Origin of the sequence: Streptomyces sp. NPDC127098, assembly GCF_042722465.1 — a bacterium.
Classification (GTDB): domain Bacteria; phylum Actinomycetota; class Actinomycetes; order Streptomycetales; family Streptomycetaceae; genus Streptomyces; species Streptomyces millisiae.
Window position 1 is genome coordinate 75,987 of sequence record NZ_JBHXFJ010000020.1, and the last position, 19,150, is coordinate 95,136.

18 protein-coding genes are annotated in these 19,150 nt (G+C 73.3%); 5 read left to right on the forward strand and 13 right to left on the reverse strand.

Annotation, left to right across the window (positions count from 1 at the left end; translation table 11 throughout):
- Nucleotides 1–71 precede the first annotated feature (71 nt).
- From ACFWI8_RS15515 to ACFWI8_RS15540, 6 genes are all read right to left on the reverse strand, one after another.
- Entirely contained in the window at nt 72–1,652 is a 1,581-nt protein-coding gene (locus ACFWI8_RS15515; RefSeq protein WP_387090808.1) for a hypothetical protein, read from the reverse strand.
- A gap of 6 nt (nt 1,653–1,658) precedes the next feature.
- Entirely contained in the window at nt 1,659–2,054 is a 396-nt protein-coding gene (locus tag ACFWI8_RS15520) for a hypothetical protein (RefSeq protein ID WP_387090811.1), read from the reverse strand.
- A 28-nt stretch (nt 2,055–2,082) separates the two neighbouring features.
- Nucleotides 2,083–2,394 (reverse strand): hypothetical protein, encoded by a 312-nt coding sequence (locus ACFWI8_RS15525; RefSeq protein WP_387090814.1) that lies wholly within the window; start codon nt 2,392–2,394, stop codon nt 2,083–2,085.
- 45 nt (nt 2,395–2,439) lie between these two features.
- On the reverse strand, nt 2,440–2,775 hold the full coding sequence (locus ACFWI8_RS15530) for a hypothetical protein (protein WP_387090816.1): 336 nt from the start codon (nt 2,773–2,775) through the stop codon (nt 2,440–2,442).
- Nucleotides 2,776–3,063: 288 nt separating this feature from the next.
- Entirely contained in the window at nt 3,064–3,294 is a 231-nt protein-coding gene (locus tag ACFWI8_RS15535) for a DUF397 domain-containing protein (RefSeq protein WP_387090819.1), read from the reverse strand.
- A complete protein-coding gene (locus ACFWI8_RS15540) occupies nt 3,276–4,118 on the reverse strand; it encodes a helix-turn-helix domain-containing protein (protein WP_387090822.1) in 843 nt (280 codons plus the stop codon). The genes ACFWI8_RS15535 and ACFWI8_RS15540 overlap by 19 nt, the downstream gene beginning before the upstream one ends.
- A 177-nt stretch (nt 4,119–4,295) precedes the next feature.
- Here ACFWI8_RS15540 and ACFWI8_RS15545 point away from each other — a divergent pair, with 177 nt between their 5' ends.
- A complete protein-coding gene (locus ACFWI8_RS15545; protein WP_311601357.1) occupies nt 4,296–4,520 on the forward strand; it encodes a hypothetical protein in 225 nt (74 codons plus the stop codon).
- Nucleotides 4,521–4,824: 304 nt separating this feature from the next.
- On the opposite strand, the gene ACFWI8_RS15550 is transcribed toward ACFWI8_RS15545, so the two are convergent.
- The gene (locus tag ACFWI8_RS15550) at nt 4,825–6,189 is read right to left on the reverse strand and encodes a class I SAM-dependent RNA methyltransferase (protein ID WP_387090827.1); all 1,365 of its coding nucleotides are present in this window, start codon (nt 6,187–6,189) and stop codon (nt 4,825–4,827) included.
- 44 nt (nt 6,190–6,233) lie between these two features.
- The gene (locus ACFWI8_RS15555; RefSeq protein WP_387090829.1) at nt 6,234–8,318 is read right to left on the reverse strand and encodes an APC family permease; all 2,085 of its coding nucleotides are present in this window, start codon (nt 8,316–8,318) and stop codon (nt 6,234–6,236) included.
- A 121-nt stretch (nt 8,319–8,439) separates the two neighbouring features.
- On the opposite strand from ACFWI8_RS15555, the gene ACFWI8_RS15560 reads away from it, so the two are divergent.
- Genes ACFWI8_RS15560 through ACFWI8_RS15570 form a run of 3 tightly spaced genes read left to right on the forward strand, consistent with a single transcriptional unit; the run spans nt 8,440 to nt 10,980 of the window.
- Complete coding sequence (locus ACFWI8_RS15560) at nt 8,440–9,105, forward strand: TrkA family potassium uptake protein (protein WP_311601352.1); 666 nt, start codon at nt 8,440–8,442, stop codon at nt 9,103–9,105.
- On the forward strand, nt 9,102–9,770 hold the full coding sequence (locus ACFWI8_RS15565) for a potassium channel family protein (RefSeq protein ID WP_387090832.1): 669 nt from the start codon (nt 9,102–9,104) through the stop codon (nt 9,768–9,770). The genes ACFWI8_RS15560 and ACFWI8_RS15565 overlap by 4 nt, the downstream gene beginning before the upstream one ends.
- 49 nt (nt 9,771–9,819) lie before the next feature.
- Entirely contained in the window at nt 9,820–10,980 is a 1,161-nt protein-coding gene (locus tag ACFWI8_RS15570) for a Gfo/Idh/MocA family protein (RefSeq protein WP_387090835.1), read from the forward strand.
- Between the two features lie 15 nt (nt 10,981–10,995).
- Here the strand turns inward: ACFWI8_RS15570 and ACFWI8_RS15575 are convergent, their stop codons facing one another.
- The 5 genes from ACFWI8_RS15575 to ACFWI8_RS15595 form a co-directional block, all read right to left on the reverse strand.
- On the reverse strand, nt 10,996–11,418 hold the full coding sequence (locus ACFWI8_RS15575; protein ID WP_387090838.1) for a hypothetical protein: 423 nt from the start codon (nt 11,416–11,418) through the stop codon (nt 10,996–10,998).
- Between the two features lie 358 nt (nt 11,419–11,776).
- Complete coding sequence (locus tag ACFWI8_RS15580; protein ID WP_387090840.1) at nt 11,777–12,532, reverse strand: DUF3159 domain-containing protein; 756 nt, start codon at nt 12,530–12,532, stop codon at nt 11,777–11,779.
- Nucleotides 12,533–12,536: 4 nt separating this feature from the next.
- Nucleotides 12,537–12,938: an OB-fold nucleic acid binding domain-containing protein gene (locus ACFWI8_RS15585; protein WP_311604919.1), complete on the reverse strand. Its 402-nt coding sequence runs from the start codon at nt 12,936–12,938 to the stop codon at nt 12,537–12,539.
- A gap of 30 nt (nt 12,939–12,968) precedes the next feature.
- Entirely contained in the window at nt 12,969–13,652 is a 684-nt protein-coding gene (locus tag ACFWI8_RS15590) for a response regulator (RefSeq protein WP_387090843.1), read from the reverse strand.
- Nucleotides 13,627–16,230 (reverse strand): ATP-binding protein, encoded by a 2,604-nt coding sequence (locus ACFWI8_RS15595; protein ID WP_387090846.1) that lies wholly within the window; start codon nt 16,228–16,230, stop codon nt 13,627–13,629. The genes ACFWI8_RS15590 and ACFWI8_RS15595 overlap by 26 nt, the downstream gene beginning before the upstream one ends.
- Nucleotides 16,231–16,424: 194 nt before the next feature.
- Here ACFWI8_RS15595 and ACFWI8_RS15600 point away from each other — a divergent pair, with 194 nt between their 5' ends.
- Entirely contained in the window at nt 16,425–18,812 is a 2,388-nt protein-coding gene (locus ACFWI8_RS15600) for a helicase-associated domain-containing protein (RefSeq protein ID WP_387090849.1), read from the forward strand.
- The last annotated feature ends 338 nt before the right edge of the window (nt 18,813–19,150 follow it).

Genomic DNA, 19,150 nt, shown 5'->3' on the forward strand with positions numbered 1-19,150 from the left:
CGTCTCTTCGGAATCCGATGCGGTGCCGAGCCCCTTGCCGGGGCGCGGCACCGCATCACGGAGCCGAGCGGCTACGCGCCCAGAACTCCGTTACTTGCATTCCGATTCGACGCCCAAACCGCCGGATCCTCGGTCAGATCCGTGGGCTTACCCGTTTTGCCGCGCTCCTCCGAGTCACGGTCCGACCGCTTGGCTCCCGGGGAAGGAGGGGGTGTGTTCCCCGGGCGCCCGGTGAGACCGTGCCGGGCGGAGGCGTCCCGGCCTCCCGACCGCCAGGTGGCGGCCGGCTCTCCCACGGCGCGAGCCCGCGAGCCCGCCCGCGCGGCGTTGCCCCGCGCGGCCTGCTGCCCGCGGCCACCGGCCGCCGAGCCGGCGGGCCCGGGAGCGAGCGCGCGCGCGGCGGCGCCCGCCGTGCGCTGACCGGCTGGGAAGGCGACCCCCGACCGCTGGGCCGCACCTCGGCCACCGACGCCCACGCGCTGACCCGCGGCACCGCCCCGGCCCGCCGCCGCCCCCGGAGGGGGGACGAAGGGACGCCCGCCCTGCCCCGCCTCGTGTAGGGCGAAGCGGGAGGCGACCTGGGCGCGGCGCGCCAGGTTGCGGGTGGCCTGCTGCACCATCTGCCCTCGGGCGGGACCCGAGTGGCCGACGCTGGGCGGCATGATGCCGCCGTAGAGGCCGGCGAGGCTCGCCGCCCCGCCGCCCGCGGCGGCGAGACCGGTCAGACCACCGGTGGTGGCGACCGCGCCGGGACCGGCGCCGATGCCGGACAGCCGGGTGGCGTACTCGGTGACGTCGCCGAACGGCTGGCCCGTGACCGGGTCGATCCACCGGCCGGCGACGGGGTCGAACTCCCTGCCGGTCGCCGGATCGACGAGGTGCCCGGTGTTGGGGCTCTGCACCCAGCCGGCGAAGTCGCCCTGTTCGGGGCCCTGCACCCGGGACCCCGGGTACTCGCCGGAGCCGATGACACTGCCGTTGGGCGCCTGGTAGTCGGGCTGCGCGACGCCGCCGGCTCCCGCGACACCGCCACCGCCACCGCCACCGCCGGCCACGGCGTAACCGCCGCCGCCACCGGCCGAACCACCGCCGCCGCCACCGCCCGAGGCGGCCGCCGCGAACGTGTTCCCGCCGGCGCCGCCCTCGGGCGCCGCCGGCGGCTCCGCACCGATGACGCGGGCGAACTCATCGCCCAACGCCTCCAGTTCGGCTTCGGCCTGCCGCCGCAACATCTCGCGCCGGTCCTCGGCGACCTCGTTGGTACGGATCACGCCCATACCGACGTCGATCTGCTTGATCCGGTCTTCCTCCCAGGCATTGACCTCGGAGAACTCGATGTCCAACTCGACAGCGCGCTCGGTCGCCTGGGCCGAACGCTCACCGGCCCGCGACAGCTGGTCGGCGATCTGCCGGGCCACGGCCCCCGCGCCCTCGGCCCAGCCGCTGACGGCGGTCATCCGGTCGGCGAGCTCCAGCAGACCGACGCCTTCCTCGGCCTCCGCCTCGCTCGCGGTGCCGGACAACGCCCCGCTCTCCGCACCCGCCGCCCTGGCCAGCGCCATCCACGCACCCGCCGCCGCCTGCATGTGGAAGTAGCGGGCGCTCATGATGTCGTTGATGTGCTTGTAGAACGCTTGCTCAGCACCTGCCACGTGCGGTCACCTGCCCGGAATGATCAGAGTGGACCGACGGTACTCACGCGGCCTGGTCGGGTGGTTCTCCTCCATGCGGTCGTCGAAGCTGGTGACGTCCTTCAGCCGGACCTTCCCCAGCTCCGCCTCGGCCGCCTCGTCGGTGTCCTCACCGATACCGGCCGCCTGGGCGGCGCTGAGGCGGATGTCCTCCACGGTGCGCCCGCTCCGCTCCAACTCCCGGAGCATGGCGCGGGCCGCGGCCTCGAGCGCCGCAGACGCCTTCGCCGCGTTCGGCACGTCGCCGAACATCGTGACGTCGGAGGCGATCTGCGCGAAGCTGGTCCGCATCGCCACGAGACCCTCGCGGTTCGCGGCACCCCTCTCGGCGCCGTTGAGGGCGCCGATGTTCATGGTCGTCATGATGCCCCGTTCCCCGTGTGGGCCTCCGTCAGGCCCCGCCCCTGGCGGCACGCACCATCGCGGCGCCACCCTCGACGCCGATGTTCTGGACGTTGCGGACGGCCGTGTTCTGCGCGATGACGCTGTCGTCGAACCCGGTGGCCTCGCGCCGGAAGATCTGGTCGCGCTCCTCCAGCACTCCGCCGACCTGCGCGTCGACCTGACCGGCCTCGATCAGGCCGAGCAGCTGGGTACGGACGTTGTCCCAGATGCCGATGTAACGCTCCTGCTGACCGGTGGTCTGGGTCTGGATCGTTTCCAGGTTCTCGCTGCGAAAGTGGATCAGATCGCCGTTCGGCATGACAACTCCTTCTGTCCTCTTGCTTGGTGGGTGCTCGGCCGACGGTCAGATCGCCGCGGAGATCCGCGGGTCGTAGACGGTCACGTTGTTCACGGCCGACTCGGCGTCCGCGTCGGTCTCCCGACCGGTGTTCGCGGTCAGGCCCAGGTCCTGCGCGAGCCCGTTCAGCGCCTCGGCGAGCGCCTGACCGGCCCGGCCCAGACCCTCGTAGGTCTCCATGCCGCGCGCGGTTCCCCCACCGGTGTAGGCGGCCCCGAAGTTGGCCGCGTGACCGCCGATGCCGGTCGACACCTCGGCCATGTCCGAGAAGGCCTCGTTGATGATCCCCATGACGCGGTCCACCTCTTCGGGGGACAGCTTGACTTCTTCGAAACCAGACATGGTTCCTCACTCTCGCACTCTGCTGGTCGGGCAGCGATGCCGTAACGCGTGAGGCACACGCCCCCGCATGCCTCGCCCATGATCCGCCAGGGGCGGTAAGGGCGCACCAAAAATCTCGTATCAGTTGTGTAGCAAACAACCGAACGCCGCACGTCGACGCCCCAACTCCGAGCGTCCTGCGGCGGCTTGGTCGATGTGTTGGCCGTAACACACCACCTGCGCGCATACGGTAGCGCCTGCGGCTCGCAGGCTACCTCAGAGGAAGCTCAAGCCTCAGCAAAAGCTCAACTACCCTCTGTCGGCGGGTTGCACACGCACACGGTCCCCGGCCTGCACCGAGGACACGAACGACGACCAGCCTCCCACCGCGAAGACGAGCGCGGGGCCGTGTGGCAACTTGCTGTCACGCACGGGGACCAGGCCCTCGAAGTCGTCGGAGACCTCAAGGCACGCGCCACCGTCCTGATTGCTGTAGCTGCTCCTGCGCCAGGTCGCGATGCTCAGGTCAACGGATCGCACGGCACTTCCTCCAACATTCGCTGGATGAGCTTCAGCGACTCGGCCACGGGCAGCGCCAGGTCGCGAACCGCATCGTACGTGAGCAACAGCCGCTCAACCATGGGCGTTTCCTCGATCAGTTCGCCTCGGTAGCCGTTCTCCGTGTATGCCACGGTCCGCCCGTCCGGCAGGCGCAGGAACCACATGTCGGCGCTCACCAGACCGTGCAACCCCGCGTCGAACGGCAGGACATGGAGCGCGACGTTCGAGATCTCCGCCATCTCCGCCAAGTGCCCGAGCTGCTCCCGCCACTCCCCCGTGTCTCGCAGCGGGGTCCGCAACACCGCCTCCGACAGGATCGTGCGGAACGGCGTCGCGTCGTCCCCCATCACCAGTTCCCGGCGCCCCATCCGCGCGTCGACCTGCTGCTCCAGCTCCTCCCCCTTGAAACCGCCGACCGCCAGCAGTTCCCGCGCGTAGGCCGGCGTCTGGAGCAGCCCCGGCACCACGCCCACCGCGTAGTGACACAGGCTGGTCGCCTCGGCCTCCAGCTTCATGTACCGCTGGTAGCGCTCACGGAACTGCGTCTTGTCGTTGGTCGCCAGCTCCCACAAGGCCAGCAACAGGCCCGGGGTCTCGTAGTACTGGTCGAGCGCCTCGACGACCTCGGGGCCGCCCAGGGTCTCGCCCTTCTCCATCTTGCCGAACAACGACCAGTCCCAGCCCAGCCGTTCGCCGAGCCGGCGCAGACTGTCTCCCCGCTCGGCCCGGAGCCGGCGCAGCTCCTCCGCGAACCGGGCGCGCGGCTCCCTGCTGCGGCCGGTGACCGCTCTTCTGTTGGGCATGAGTTTCCCCTCCCGTGGAAGGTGTGGAACGTCCCTGGTTCGCCGGGGAAGCGCGACCTGCCTCCGGCGTGCCGTCGCCCTCGCCGACGCATTCTCGTAATGCCTCGGTCACGGACGGTACTTCGAGCCGCGTGGCCCGAGTGAGGAGATCGCACAAAAACACCTGAAGGAGACACGATGACGATCCCGGAGCCGACCTACGGCGCCACGGTCCACGACACCCGACGGGACCGCGTCGGCGTCGTCATGGGCCGGGTCGGCCCCTGCTACCAGCTCAGGCCGCTCAGCGGCGGCCGCGAGTGGGACGCCGCGCCCGAGGACATCCGACCGATGACCCCGGCCGAGGTGCTGCACGCCCGGCTCGCCGAGGTCAACGCGCGTAGCCGCAAGCCGACCCGCTGAAGCGGGATCAGGCGTAGGGGTCGGTGGAGAACTGTGGTTCCCCCCTTTCCGCCACCAGGGCGAAGTCCAACTGGCCGGCCTCGACGATCAGGGTCGGCCAGGCGTCGGGGGCGCCAGCCGGGACCCGGAGCGCGTCGCCGGTGGGGGTTCTCGACGCCGAGCCCGTAGATCCACGGGAACTCGTCGAAGCAGCCGACGCCGTAGGTATCGACTAGAGCACGGTGGCTGTACGGGACGGCGGCGGGCCGAGCGCGGTGAGTTCGCGCAGGTCGCCGCTCACCGGTTCAGACGCCGCCCCGGCGCCTCAGCGCTGTCGCTTCTCCGCCGGCTCCAGGATGGCCACGCACTCCAGGTGGTGCGTCATCGGGAACAGGTCGAAGGCCCGGATGAAGCGCGGGAGGTAGCCGGCGTCGCGGAAGTGGGCCAGGTCGCGGGCGAGGGCGGCGGGGTCGCAGGCGACGTAGGCGATGCGGCGGGCGCCGAGGGGGGCGATGTGGCGGATGACGGCGCGGCCAGCGCCGGCGCGGGGTGGGTCGAGGACGATGAGGTCGGTCTCGGTGATGCCGGTGCGCGGCAACACCCGCTCCACCGTGCCGTGTTCGATCCTGACCCGGGGGAAGTCGGCGAGGTTGTGCCGGGCGTCGCCGACAGCGCGCTTGGACGCCTCGATGCCGAGGACCGCGCCCCGCTCCCCCATCCGGTCGGCCAGCGCGCCGGCGAAGAGTCCCGCGCCGCAGTAGAGGTCGAGGGCGCTCTCGCCCTTGCGTGGGGTGAGGCCGCGCATCACGGCGTCCACCAGGACCCCGGCGGCCTGGTGGTGGACCTGCCAGAAGCCGCCGCCGCTCACCCGCCAGGTGCGGCCGTCGGCCCGCTCCCGGACGAAGGCCCGGCCATGGACCCGGTGCAGCGTCTGCTCGCCGCGCCCGCGCTCCTCCTCGGCGCGCATCACCGAGACCGGCCGGTCGAGCTCGACCAGCGGCAGCCGGGCGTCGCCGCGCGGGGTGAGCACCACCATGCGGTCGCTGGAGCCGGTGGCGGCCACGGCCTCCACGCTCGCCATGCCGGACCAGTCACGGGCCTCGACGCCGAGCTCGGTGACGGCCTCGGCGGCGATCAGGCAGCGGTCGATCGGCTGCACCTCGTGCGAGCGGTGCTTGCGCAGACCCGCCCTGCCGTCCTCGTCGATCGCGTACTGCACGCGGGTGCGCCAGGCCGGCACCTCGCCGGGGGCCACCTTGTCGCCGGGCACGGGCTCGACGGTGCCGTCCCAGCCGGCCTCCTCGGGGGTGAGCCCGGCGAGCTTGCGCAGCTGCTCGGCCAGCACCTCGCCCTTGAGCCGGCGCTGGGCGCCTGGCTTCGCGTGCTGCCAGTCGCAGCCGCCGCACTTGCCGGGCGCCGCGTAGGGGCAGGGGGCGGGCACCCGGTCCTTGGACGGCTCGAGCACGGTGACGGCGTCGGCCCGCAGGAAGCGGGAATCCTCGTGGCCCTCGGTGACGCGGGCGATGACGCGCTCGCCTGGCAGGGTGTGGCGGACGAAGAGGACCCGGCCGTCCTCGGCCCGGGCCACGCAGTGGCCGCCGTGGGCCACCGGGCCGACCTCGACCTCGTACTCCTGGCCGGCGAGCGACGCCGCCGCGGGCGCCGTGGGGGACGAGTCCGTGCTGGCCATGGGGTTTCGGGTCTCCTGGGTTCGACGAGGGGCGGCCGTTCAGTCTACGGCCGGTCCCGGTGCTCGTTCGAACCGCCGTGGTTCCCATGGTTGCCGTGGTTGCCGTGCGGGAGGTGCGGCCGGTGCTGCCAGCCGCGGCGGACGGCGCCCGGGGCGCGCAGCTCGGGCCGGCGCTTGGCCCGGGCCCTGGCCGCCTCGGCGGAGCTCAGCTGCCACGGCACGGAGGTGACGGTGACGCCGGGCGTCAGCAGCAGCCGGCCCTTGAGCCGCAGCGCGCTCTGGTTGTGCAGGACGGCCTCGTACCAGCGGCCCACCACGTACTCGGGGATGATCACGCTCACCACGTCGTTGGGGTGCTTGCGGCGCAGCGCCTTCACGTAGGCGACGAAGGGGTGGGTGATCTCCCGGTAGGGCGCTTCCAGCACCTTGAGCGGCACCTCCAGGTCCCAACGCCGCCACTCGGCCTTGAGGGCGCGGGCCTCCTCCGGGTCGACGGCGATGGTGACGGCGACCAGGCTGTCGGCGCGCAGGAGCTTGGCGTACGACAGGGCGCGCAGCGTCGGCTTGTGGATCTTGGAGACCAGGACGACGGCGTGCACCTGGGAGGCGCGCAGGTCGGGGCGCTTCTCGTTCGGGTCGAGCGCGATCTCCTCGGCGACCTGGTCGTAGTGCCGGCGGATCGCCGTCATCAGCGAGTAGAAGAGGACCATGCCGACCAGCGACACCCAGGCGCCCTGGGTGAACTTGGTCAGCACCACGATCGCCAGCACCAGCGCGCAGAGCCCGGCCCCGAAGGCGTTGAGCGCCCTGGCCCGGTGCATCCGGCGGCGCGCGGCCCGGTCCTCGGTCTCGGCGACGAGCAGCCGGTTCCAGTGCCGGACCATGCCGCTCTGGCTGAAGGTGAAGGAGACGAAGACGCCCACGATGTAGAGCTGGATCAGCTGGTTGACGTTGGCGTCGAAGGCGGCGACCAGCAGGGCGGCGAGCAGGGTGAGGAAGACGATGCCGTTGCTGAACGCCAGCCGGTCGCCGCGGGTGTGCAGTTGGCGGGGCAGGTAGCGGTCCTGGGCGAGGATCGAGCCGAGGACGGGGAAGCCGTTGTAGGCGGTGTTGGCGGCCAGGAAGAGGACGAGGGCGGTGGCGGCGGCCAGCAGGTAGAAGGGGATGGAGCCGCCGCCGAAGACCGCGGCGCCGACCTGGGCGATGACCGGCTCCTGGTGGTATCCGCTGCCGGCCGGCTGGCCGTCGATCAGCAGGTCGACGGCCGGGTTCTCGGCCATGTGCACGTGAGTGGTGAGGGCGAGGGTCATCACCCCGAGGAACATGGTGGTGGCCAGCGTCCCCATGATGAGCAGGGTGACGGCGGCGTTGCGCTCCTTGGGCTCGCGGAAGGCGGGCACGCCGTTGCTGATGGCCTCCACGCCGGTGAGCGCCGCGCACCCGGAGGAGAACGCCCGCAGCAGCAGGAAGCCCATGGCGAACGCCGAGAGGTTGGTCTGTTCGGGCAGGATCTCGAAGTCGGCGGTCGGGGCGCGCATCCGGTCGTCGAGGACGAGGCCCCGGAAGGCTCCCCAGGCCACGGTGCCCAGTACGCAGACCACGAAGGCGTAGGTGGGGATGGCGAACAGCGTCCCCGACTCCTTGACGCCGCGCAGGTTGAGCAGCATCAGCACGACGACCACCACGAACGCGGAGAGCACGGCGTGGTCCTTGACCAGACCGACGGCCGCGCCAAGGTTGTCGATGCCGGCGGCCACCGAGACGGCGACCGTCAGCACGTAGTCGACCAGCAGCGCGCTGCCGACGGTGAGCCCGGCCCGGCGGCCGAAGTTGCTGGAGACGACGGCGTAGGCGCCACCACCGCCGGGGTAGGCGCGCACGGTCTGCATGTAGGAGGCCACCACGGTGACCATCAGCAGCAGGATGGCCAGCGTGATCCAGCCGCTGTGGTGGTAGGCCGAGAGACCCGCGATGGAGAGGATCAGCAGCACCTCGCCCGGCGCGTAGGCCACGGACGAGAGCGGGTCGGAGGCGAACACCGGAAGGGCGATGCGCTTGGGCAGCAGCGTCTCGCGCAGGGTGTCGCTGCGCAACGCACGTCCAAGCAGCACGCGCTTCGTGACCGCCATGCGCCACACGTTACGCCCGGTGGGCCCCTGAAACGGACAGGCGCCCGGCCGCCCGGTAGCGTTGTGCGCTGCGACGACCCTCGCGCGACTCGCACGACGTTCGACCTAGGCACGGAGACCTATGCACATCGTGATCATGGGCTGTGGTCGGGTCGGGGCGGCCCTGGCCCAGACCCTGGAGGAGCGGGGGCACTCCGTCGCCGTCATCGACCAGGACCCCACGGCCTTCCGCCGCCTCGGCTCACGCTTCGCCGGGCGCCGGGTGACCGGCCTGGGCTTCGACCGCGGCACCCTCACGGAGGCCGGGGTCCAGGAGGCCGGCGCCTTCGCCGCGGTCAGCAGCGGCGACAACTCCAACATCATCGCGGCCCGGGTGGCGCGCGAGGTGTTCGGCGTGGAGAACGTCACGGCCCGCATCTACGACCCGCGCCGGGCCGAGGTGTACGAGCGGTTCGGCATCCCGACCGTGGCCACGGTGCGCTGGACCGCCGACCAGATGCTGCGGCGGCTGCTGCCGTCCGGCGCCGAGCCGCTGTGGCGGGACCCGAGCGGCGGCGTGCAGCTGTCCGAGGTGCACGTCGCGGAGAGCTGGGTCGGGCACCGGGTGAGCGAGTTCCAGGAACGGACGGGCGTGCGGGTGGCGTTCCTGACCCGGCTCGGCGAGGCGATGCTGCCGACCGCGAGCACGGTGCTGCAGGAGGGCGACCTGGTGCACGTGATGATGTACAGCGACCGGGTGGCCGAGGTGGAGGCCGTGTGCCTGCGCGGACCGGAGGAGCCGGCATGAGGGTGGTGATCGCCGGGGCCGGCGCGGTGGGCAGGTCGGTGGCCCGCGAGCTGCTGGAGAACGGCCACGACGTGCTGCTGATCGACAAGTCGCCGCAGGCCGTCTCGGTGGTGCGGGTGCCGGAGGCCGAGTGGCTGCTGGCCGACGCCTGCGAGATCACCACGCTGGACGAGGCGGCGCTCGAGCGCTGCCAGGTGGTGATCGCGGCGAGCGGCGACGACAAGGTCAACCTGGTGGTGTCGCTGCTCGCGAAGACCGAGTACGGGGTGCCGAGGGTGGTGGCGCGGGTCAACCACCCCAACAACGAGTGGCTGTTCAACGACTCCTGGGGCGTCGACGTCGCCGTCTCCACGCCGCGGCTGATGTCGGCGCTGGTCGAGGAGGCGGTGAGCGTCGGCGACCTGGTGCGGCTGATGAAGTTCAGCCAGGGCGACGCCAACCTGATGGAGCTGACGCTGCCGGAGGGCGCGGCGCTGGTCGGCACCCGGGTCGGCGAGGTGGCCTGGCCGCAGGACACGGCGCTGGTGACGATCATCCGCGGCTCGCGGGTGCTGATCCCGGACCCGGACGACGCGCTGGCCGCGGGCGACGAGCTGCTGTTCGTGACGGCGCCGGCCCGGGAGCCGGAGCTGCGGGCGCTGCTGTTCCCGCGCCCCGAGGACTGACGTCCCCGGGATTGCTTGTCAGGACATCCTCACCTCGGAATCTCCTGTCATGGAGGCTGCTGTGGAGGCCGCTGATCTCGGCGTCGGCATCATCGGCGCGGGCTGGATGGGACACGTGCACGCCCGCGCCTACGCCCGGCTGCCGCACCACTACCCCGAACTCGGCGTCCGGCCACGGCTGGTGGCCGTGGCCGACCCGGTGCCAGGACAGCTCGACGACTTCGCCGCGCGGTTCGGGCCCGTGCGGCGGTACGACGACTGGCGGCAACTGCTGGCCGACCCGGAGGTGCGGGCCGTCAGCGTGACAGCGCCCAACGCGCTGCACCGGGAGATCGGCACGGCGGTCGCCGAGGCCGGCCGCGACCTGTGGATCGAGAAACCGGTCGGCCTGACGGCCGCCGACGCGCGGGCGGTCGCCGAGGCCGTCGCCCGCGCCGGGGTCAGGGCGGCCGTCGGCTTCAACTACCGCACCTTCCCGGCCGTCGCCCGCGCCCGGGCGCTGCTGCGGGAGGGCGCCATCGGCACCCCGACGCACGCCCGCTGCCAGCTGCTCACCGACTACGCGGCGCACCCGATGGCCCCGCTGAACTGGCGCTTCACCCGGGAGCACGGCGGCAGCGGCGTGCTGGGCGATCTGGCCTCACACGGCGTCGACGTGGTGCGGTTCCTGCTGGGCGACCTGGCGGCCGTCGTCGCCGAGACGGCCGTCTTCACCCCGCGCCGCCCGCTGCCGTCCGCCGCCGACACCAGCCACTACGCGGTCGCGGCGGCCGACGCCGCGACGGGCCAGGTGGAGAACGAGGACTACGTCTGCGCGCTGCTGCGCACCGCGGCCGGCGTGCCGGTCACCTTCGAGGCGAGCCGCGCGGCGGTCGGCGAGCAGAACGCGTACGGCTTCTCCGTCCACGGCACGCGCGGCCTGCTCGCCTGGGACTTCCGCCGCCCCGGCGAACTGGCGGTGAGCCGCGGCGACTCCTACCTCAACCAGCCGGTGACCCGCTGGACGGCCGCCCCCGGCGACGGCGACTACGGCCGCTTCCACCCGGGCGCGGGCAACGCGATGAGCTACGACGACTCGAAGGTCGCCGAGGCGGCGGACTTCCTGTCCCCCGACCGCGCCCCCGCGACACCCGCCGACGCGGTGGCGGCGGCGGAGACGCTGGAGGCGCTCACCACGTCGGCCGCCTCCGGCGCGTGGGTCGCGCTGTGAGCGACGCCGGACACGTCAGACGCCCGGCTCGTACCGGGCCACCATCAGCACGATCGTCGCGGCCAGGCACACGACCGACAGGAAGCCGACGATCCAGCCCATCATGAGCCGGTCGACCGGGACCCCGGCGTGCGGGTTCCAGTGGTAGGCGGCCGTGGCCCGCAGCAGCCGGCCACGGACCGGGAGGAGGGCCATCGGGATGGAGGCGAACGCGACGCTGTAGAGGAAGAGGAAGACCGAGGCCGGCTCGGACCCCAGCCGGGTGGCCACCACCACGACGCCGCCGAGCACCGGCCCCGCGGCGAGGGGCCACCGTCTTCGCCACCCGGCCCCTGGCCTCTCCATCCCCTTGGTCAGGGCCCACATGCCGAGCACGAAGCACGCCGTCGCGGCGGCCGCGATCAGGTACCAGCCGGACTCGGGTATCGACAGCAGCATCTCCCACAGCCTCCTCCAGGCGACGGTGACCGCCGCACGCCGCGTGGTGTCGGGCGCCGCCTGATTCTCCCCCACGCGCTCCAGCACCCAGCGCCAGGCGGCAGGCCACCACGCGGGCGCTCCGCGCCGCTTTTCCCCCACCCACCCGCCCTTTCCCGCGCTTCGCGCGGGGTGGCAGCGGGGCCGGTGCCCGGCGCTTCACGCGGAGCTTCACCACCCACCCGCCCTCTTCCGCGCTCCGCGCGGGGAGGCAGGCCCGAGGCCCACGGCGGCTGCGCCGCCGGGCCGTGCGGCCGGTGGCCAACGCCAAGCGCGCAGCGGCGGGGCCTTCGCCCCGCCAGGGGCGACCCGTCGGCGGCTACTCCGAGGCCGCCGCCTCGCGCCGCTCGCGTTCCTCCCATTCGGCGATCACGTCGATCGGCGCCGGCGCCTTCACCAGGACGATCCAGGTGAAGTAGACGGCGACGAGGAACGGCGGGATGCCGAGTGCCACCCGCAGCCAGCCGAGCTGCGTCGCGTCGCCCCAGAAGTAGATGGGGAAGGTGATCGCCGACTTGGCGAGCAGGATGCCGCCCCAGACGTAACTGGCCCGCACATAGGCCCGCTTGCGGCCCGGGTTGCGGGTGCGCCAGGACAGGTTCTCGCGGAAGACGGGGCCCAGGATGAGGCCGAGGAGCGGCACGCCGGCCAGCGCCGTGGCCACGTAGGCCACGCCGAGGCCCAGCGTGTAGAGCATGCCCGGCAGGTAGAAGTTCTTCGCGTCGCCGGAGATCATCGCGAAGACCGCGCCGAAGGCGACGCCGAAGACGCCGCTCAGCGCGTGCTTGAGGGTGTCCCGCTGGATCAGCCGGGAGACGGCGAGGATGGCGGAGACGCTGAGCGCGGCGATCGCCGAGACGTTGATGGAGCGGTTGATGGTGTAGCTGAGGACGAAGACCAGGCCGGGCACCGTCGTCTCGACCATGCCCCGCACCCCGCCGAACGCCTCGAAGAACGCGGCGCGCGTCGCCGCCTCGTCCGGCGTCTGGTCGGCGATCCGGGGGGCGGCGGCCTCGGCGGGGCCGGCCTGGCCGGTGTCGTTGTCGGTGTCGGCGCGACTCTCTGGTCGGGTCACTCGGCTACTCCTGTCCACGCGGTTGCAGCTGGTATCGGGGGTTGAACAGCACCTGCCTGCCGTGCGTCCTGACGATCCGCCCGGAGGCGACGACCGCTCGGCCGGGCTCGATGCCGGCTATCGCGCGCCTGCCGAGCCACACCACGTCCAGGGAGGCCGAGCCGTCGTCCAGCTCGGCCTGCAGGGCCGGCATGCCGGCCACCGTGCGTTGCGTGACCGCACGCAGTGTGCCGGTGACCCGCACCACCTCGCGGCCCTCCGGGCCCTCCGCGCAGTCGCGGATCCTGGTGCAGCCCGCGTCCGCTGGCTGCTCGTCGCCGACGAGGTCGGCGCGGTCCGCGCCCTTCGCCCCCGGCCACGGGAACAGCTTCCACCGCCTCCGAGGGGGGCGGCCTTCGGCACTCATGCTCTCAGCGTAACGTGATCGACCCACGGCTCAGCGCTCGAAGCGGTAACCCATACCCGGTTCGGTGATCAGATGGCGCGGCACGGACGGGTCGGCCTCCAGCTTGCGGCGCAGCTGCGCCATGTAGACCCGCAGGTAGTTGGTCTCCGTGCCGTACGAAGGACCCCACACCTCCTGGAGCAGCTGCTTCTGGCTGACCAGCCGGCCGGTGTTGCGGATCAGCACCTCGAGCAGGTGCCACTCGGTGGGGGTGAGCCGGACGTCCTTGCCCTCCCGGTGCACCTTCTTGGCGGCCAGGTCGACCGTGAAGTCCGCCGTCTCGACCGTCGGCTCGTCCTCGGCGGCGCCGCTCGGCTCGGCGCGCCGCACCGCGGCCCGCAGCCGCGCCAGCAGCTCGTCCATGCCGAAGGGCTTGGTGACGTAGTCGTCGGCCCCCGCGTCCAGCGCCTCGACCTTCTCGTCCGAGGTGTGCCGCGCCGAGAGGACGATGATCGGCACCCGGGTCCAGCCCCGGATGCCGGTGATCACGTCCACCCCGTCCATGTCGGGAAGACCGAGGTCGAGGATGACCACGTCCGGGTGCCGGTCGGCGGCCAGGCGCAGGGCCTCGGCGCCGTCCTCGGCGGTGTCCACCTCGTACTTGCGGGCCTTGAGGTTGATCACGAGCGCGCGCAGGATCTGGGGTTCGTCATCGACTACGAGCACCCGATGCATGGGGAGCCCTTTCTGCTGTTGTCTCTTCCGTTGTCTCTTCCGGGGGAGCCGGGCTCGGGGTGCGGGCGGCGGGCAGGGTGATGACCATGGTCAGCCCGCCGCCGGGGGTGTCCTCGGCGTCGAGGGTGCCGCCCATGGCCTCGGCGAAGCCGCGCGCGACCGCGAGGCCGAGGCCGACCCCGTTGCCCCGCGGGGTGTCGCCGTACCGCTGGAACGGCTCGAAGATCCGTGCCTTCTCGGTATCGGGCACGCCGGGGCCGCGGTCCACGACGCGCAGCTCGACGCGGTTGCCGAGGCTGCTGGCCCGCACCAGCACCTGCCGGTCCGCCGGGCTGTACTTGACGGCGTTCTCGACGACGTTGGCGACGACGCGTTCGAGGAGTCCGGGGTCGGCGGCGACCAGCGGCAGCGTCTCGGGGATGTCCAGGTCGACGGAGCCCTCGGGGACGCCGCCGAGCGACGTGGGCACCACCTCGTCCAGGTACATCTCGCGGATCAGCGGCTCGACGGTGCCGGTCTGCAGCCGGGACATGTCGAGCAGGTTGCCCACCAGCTGGTCCAGGCGGTCGGCGCCCTGCTCGATGCTCTCCAGCAGGTCGGCCTCGTCCTCCTCCGACCAGGCCACGTCGTCCGAGCGGAGGCTGGAGACGCTGGCCTTGATGGCGGCCAGCGGGGTGCGCAGGTCGTGCGAGACGGCGGCCAGCAGGGCGGTGCGGATGCGGTTGCCCTCGGCGAGCTTGTGGGCGCGGTGGGCCTCGGACTTCAGCCGCTGACGGTCGAGGACGGCGGCCGCGTGCAGGGCGAAGGCGGTGAGCACCCGACGGTCCTCGGCCGGCAGCTTCCGGCCGGAGAGGGCCAGCATGGCGTGCTCGCCGACCGGCACGTCGACGTCCGCGTCCTCGGGGGTCAGCAGGGGGCGGGCCGGGACCTGGTCGGGCACGGAGACGCTGCCGACGCAGGTCCAGTGCCGTCGGTCGGGGTCGGTCTCCAGCAGGGCGGCCGACTCCATGCCGAAGGTCTCCCTGGCCCGCTCCAGCAGCGCGCCCAGGGTGTCCTCGCCGCGCAGCACGCTGCCGGCGAGCAGCGTCAGCGTCTCGGACTCGGCGCGCAGCCTGGCCGCCTGCTGGGTGCGGCGCGCGGAGCGGTCGACGACGGTGGCCACGGCGACCGCGATGGCGAAGAACACGATGATGGCCACGATGTTGTGGCCCTCCGCGATGGACCACTGGTGGATGGGCCGGGCGAAGTAGAAGTTGAGCAGCAGCGAGCCGAAGGCGGCCGAGAACAGGCCGGGGAGCAGTCCGCCGACCAGGGCGGCGAGCACGGTGACGGAGAGGAAGAGCAGCACGTCGCTGGCGAACTCGGCGCCGGGCTCCGGCTGGGCGAGCCCCAGGGTCAGCAGGACGGGCCCCAGCACGCCGATCAGCCAGCCGGCGACGATGCGCGAGCGGCCGAGCCGGGCGCCGCGGGCGGCCGGCAGGCCCCGGCCCTTGGCGACCTCGTCGTGGGTGACGATGTGCACGTCGATGTCGGGGCCCGAGTCGCGGGCCACGGTGGCGCCGACGCCGGGCCCGAAGATGTACTGCCAGGTCTTGCGGCGGCTGGAGCCGAGGACTATCTGGTTGGCGTTGACGCCGCGCGCGAAGTCGAGCAGGGCGGCCGGGACCTCGTCGCCTATGACGTGGTGGAAGGTGCCGCCGAGCTGCTCGACGAGGGTGCGCTGGGCGGCGAGCTCGCGGGGCGAGGCCGAGGTGAGGCCGTCGGCGCGCGAGATGTAGACGGCCATGATCTCGCTGCCCGAGCTCTTGGCGGCCATCCGGGCGGCGCGGCGGATCAGGGTGGAGCCCTCGGGGCCGCCGGTGAGGCCGACCACCAGGCGCTCGCGGGCGTGCCAGGTGGAGCGTATGCCGTGCTCGTCGCGGTAGCGGCGCAGGTAGGCGTCGACCCGGTCGGCCGTCCACAGCAGGGCGAGCTCGCGCAGCGCCGTCAGGTTGCCGGGGCGGAAGTAGTGGGAGAGCGCCGCGTCCACCTTGTCGGGGGCGTAGATGTTGCCGTGGGCCATCCGCCGGCGCAGCGCCTCGGGGGCCATGTCGACCAGCTCGATCTGGTCGGCGCGGCGCACGACGGCGTCCGGCACGGTCTCCTTCTGGCGGACGCCGGTGATCGACTCGACGACGTCGCCGAGGGATTCCAGGTGCTGGATGTTGACGGTGGAGACCACGTCGATGCCGGCGTCGAGCAGCTCCTCGATGTCCTGCCAGCGCTTCTCGTTGCGACCGCCCGGCACGTTGGTGTGGGCCAGCTCGTCCACCAGCGCGACCTGCGGGCGGCGGCGGAGCACGGCGTCGGTGTCCATCTCGCCGAAGACGCCGTCGCGGTAGCGGATCTCCTGGCGCGGCACCTGTTCGAGGCCGTGCAGCAGCACCTGGGTGCGGGGCCGGTCGTGGTGTTCGACGAGCGCCACGACCACGTCGGTGCCACGCTCGACGCGGCGGTGGGCCTCGGACAGCATCGCGTAGGTCTTGCCGACTCCGGGGGCCGCGCCGAGATAGATGCGTAGTTTGCCGCGGCGTGCCATGACCCCATTGTCGTACCTCGCCGGCGAAGCACCAGGTGATCGCGGTGGGCGCGGGCGTCAGGGTCCCGTATGAAATCAACCCCCGGGGCGAGGGGGGCATAGTTTCCCCATTCTTTCTCCGTTTCGGCCCCGGCCCGACGAGCGGGCCGATACGGTGACCGTCCGACTCCATAGCGTCGCATCACGGTCATGAGGTGAGTTCGATCAGCACGTCGTCGCCCAGCGCCTCCCCCGGCTTCCCGCTCAGCGCCTGGCTCGGCGGGCTGCCGGCGGGGCAACTACGCGCCCTGCTCGCGGCCCGGCCCGACACGCTCCAGCCGTACGCCCCGAACGACCTCGGCGACCTGGCCACCCGCCTGCTGGACAAGGCGTCGGTCGCGCGGGCCATGTCCCGGGTGCCGCTGCGCTGCCTCCAGGTGGCGGAGGCGCTCGCCGCGTCGGGGGCCATAGGTCCGGGGGTGGCACGGGAGCGGCTCGCCGGCCTGCTGCGCGAGGCGGACGGCGAGGGGGCCCGCGGCCTCGATCTCGCGCTGACGGAGCTGGCCGGCCACGCGCTCGCCTGGCAGGACGAGCGGGGCCTCTGGTACCTGGCCGAGCAGGTGGCGAAGACCTGGCCGACGCCGCTCGGCCTCGGGACCGGGCTCGCCGAGCTGCTCGACGAGAAGACCACCGAGGAGCTGCGGGGGATGGTCGAGGCCCTGGGCATCACGCCGCCCGAGACCAGGCAGCGCCGGCTGGACACGCTGCTGGCGCACCACACGGACCCGGGTCTGGTGCGCGACCTGGTGGCCTCGGCGCCGCCGGCCTCGCGCGAGCTGCTGCTCGACCACAGCCGGGCGGTGCGGACCGAGCCGGTGCCGAGTTCGCTGCCCGGGCTGCGGTGGGCGCTCGACCGCGGCCTGCTGCTGCGAGCGCGCTACGGGCAGGTGCCGGCCCAGATGCCGGCCGAGGTGGCCCTGATCCTGCGCGGCCCCGACTGGCGGGCGCCGTTCGCCGCCGGGCCGCCGGCCCCGCCGCTGGTGTCCGCCCCGGCCGAGGCGGTGGCCAAGGAGGCGGCGGCCTCGGCGTTCGCGTTCCTCGACCGGGCGGCCGCGGTGCTCGCCGAGTGCGCGGCGCGCCCGCCCGAGCGGCGCAAGACCGGCGGCGTCGGCCCGCGCGAGCTGCTGCGCCTCGGCAGGGCGGCCGGCTGCGAGGAGACCGACGTCCGGCTCGCCCTCGAACTCGGCAGGGCCGCGGGACTGCTCTGCCGGGACGAGGACCGCTTCCCGGCCACCGCCGACTACGACACATGGCTGGCCGGCGACCCGGGCCACCGCGCGGCCATCCTGCTGCGCGCCTGGCGCTCGGTGCCGGCCACCCCCACCAGGACCAGGGACCGGGAGGGCAGGACGCTGCCGGCGCTGCTCGAACTCCCACCGCGCAGGGACGTCACGATCGCCCGCCGCACCCTGCTCAACGCCGCCTCCCGGCTGCCGGCCGGCAGGGGCGCCGCCGAACCGGCCGCGCTCGGCGCCGTGGTCGCCTGGCACCGGCCGCTGGCCGCCAGGCTCGACGAGGACACCCCGCCGTTCACCACCCTGCTCGCCGAGGCAAGCCGGCTTGGCGTGCTGGCGCACGGCACGCTCTCGCCGCTCGGCGCCGCGCTGCTCGCCGACGACGAGACGGCGCTGGTCGAGGCCGCGCGCCGCCTGCTGCCGGCCGCCAGCGAGCGGGCCAGGATCGGCGGCGACCTGACGGCCGTGGTGGCCGGCGCGCCCTCCGCCCGCCTGGAACGCACGCTGGACGCGGTCGCCGACCGCGAGTCCCGCGGCGCCGCCTCGGTCTGGCGCTTCACGCCCGGCAGCATCCGCCGGGGCCTGGACGCGGGCGGCAGCGCCACCTCCATCGAGTCCGAGCTGACCGGGCTCAACGGCGGCCCGCTCCCCCAGCCCCTGCGCTATCTGATCGCCGACACCGCCAGGCGCCACGGCCAACTCCGGGTGGTCTCCGCCGGCTGCGTCATCCACGCCCCTGAGCCGGCGCTGCTCACCGAGATCATCTACCACCGCAAGCTTGCCCCGCTCGGCCTGCGCCAGCTGGCCCCCACGGTCCTGGTCAGCCGCACCCCCGCACCCGAGACGCTGGCCGCCCTGCGGACCGCCGGCTACGCGCCGGTCACCGAGGCGGTGGACGGCACCGTCCAGGTCGAACGCACCGAACGCCCCAAGCCGGCGCCACAACCGGAACGCCGCGCCCCCCTGCCGGGCCAGCGCGGCTACGCGGCCTCCGTCGGCCGCCCCGAGCCGGAACGCCTGGAGCGGGTGGTGGCCCAGCTGCTGGTGGCCGCCAAACGCTCCGCCGAGTTCCTCCGCCAGGCCGCGCCCCAGCTCTCCCCCGACGCGGTCCGCGACCTGGCCCGCGGCATCGACACCGGGGCCCGGGTCCTGCTCGAACACCCCGACGAACACGGCCGAGCGCGCCGCTGCGCGATGGACGAGCTGACGCTCGACCCACCGGGGGCGATGTACGGCTGGTGCCACGACCATCGTCGCGACCACGACTTCACGCTCTCCCGCGTGACGGACGCGACGGCGGCGCCATGACGGCGTGCCGCGCCGGGTGCACTCCGCGGGGGTTGTTCCCCACCCACCCACCCTTCCCGGCCCGGCGGCTCCGCCGTGGGCAGCCGGCGCTTCGCGCCGGGTTTTCCCCCACCCACCCGCCCTTTTCACGCGCTGCGCGCGGGTGGCCCTGCGGGCCGGGCCTGTGGCGGCTTTGCCGCCGGGTGCCCGGCGCTTCGCGCGGGTGGCAGGCCGGAGGGCCGATGGCCTGCGGGCGGCTGCGCCGCCGGGCCACGCGGCCAGCGCCGCGCGACGACCCGCCCGGAGGGCGGGTGGGTGGGCGCGGCACCGCACGGGCCCGTCGCGCTGCGCGCCGTACC

Bases quoted from the DNA above. Each gene is read 5' to 3' on its own strand.
- ACFWI8_RS15550 (WP_387090827.1), bottom strand. From the start codon at position 6,189: ATGGCCAGCACGGACTCGTCCCCCACGGCGCCCGCGGCGGCGTCGCTC.
- ACFWI8_RS15560 (WP_311601352.1), top strand. From the start codon at position 8,440: ATGCACATCGTGATCATGGGCTGTGGTCGGGTCGGGGCGGCCCTGGCC.
- ACFWI8_RS15595 (WP_387090846.1), bottom strand. From the start codon at position 16,230: ATGGCACGCCGCGGCAAACTACGCATCTATCTCGGCGCGGCCCCCGGA.
- ACFWI8_RS15530 (WP_387090816.1), bottom strand. From the start codon at position 2,775: ATGTCTGGTTTCGAAGAAGTCAAGCTGTCCCCCGAAGAGGTGGACCGC.
- ACFWI8_RS15575 (WP_387090838.1), bottom strand. From the start codon at position 11,418: ATGCTGCTGTCGATACCCGAGTCCGGCTGGTACCTGATCGCGGCCGCC.
- ACFWI8_RS15520 (WP_387090811.1), bottom strand. From the start codon at position 2,054: ATGACGACCATGAACATCGGCGCCCTCAACGGCGCCGAGAGGGGTGCC.
- ACFWI8_RS15565 (WP_387090832.1), top strand. From the start codon at position 9,102: ATGAGGGTGGTGATCGCCGGGGCCGGCGCGGTGGGCAGGTCGGTGGCC.
- ACFWI8_RS15590 (WP_387090843.1), bottom strand. From the start codon at position 13,652: ATGCATCGGGTGCTCGTAGTCGATGACGAACCCCAGATCCTGCGCGCG.
- ACFWI8_RS15585 (WP_311604919.1), bottom strand. From the start codon at position 12,938: ATGAGTGCCGAAGGCCGCCCCCCTCGGAGGCGGTGGAAGCTGTTCCCG.
- ACFWI8_RS15540 (WP_387090822.1), bottom strand. From the start codon at position 4,118: ATGCCCAACAGAAGAGCGGTCACCGGCCGCAGCAGGGAGCCGCGCGCC.
- ACFWI8_RS15570 (WP_387090835.1), top strand. From the start codon at position 9,820: ATGGAGGCTGCTGTGGAGGCCGCTGATCTCGGCGTCGGCATCATCGGC.
- ACFWI8_RS15545 (WP_311601357.1), top strand. From the start codon at position 4,296: ATGACGATCCCGGAGCCGACCTACGGCGCCACGGTCCACGACACCCGA.
- ACFWI8_RS15525 (WP_387090814.1), bottom strand. From the start codon at position 2,394: ATGCCGAACGGCGATCTGATCCACTTTCGCAGCGAGAACCTGGAAACG.
- ACFWI8_RS15555 (WP_387090829.1), bottom strand. From the start codon at position 8,318: ATGGCGGTCACGAAGCGCGTGCTGCTTGGACGTGCGTTGCGCAGCGAC.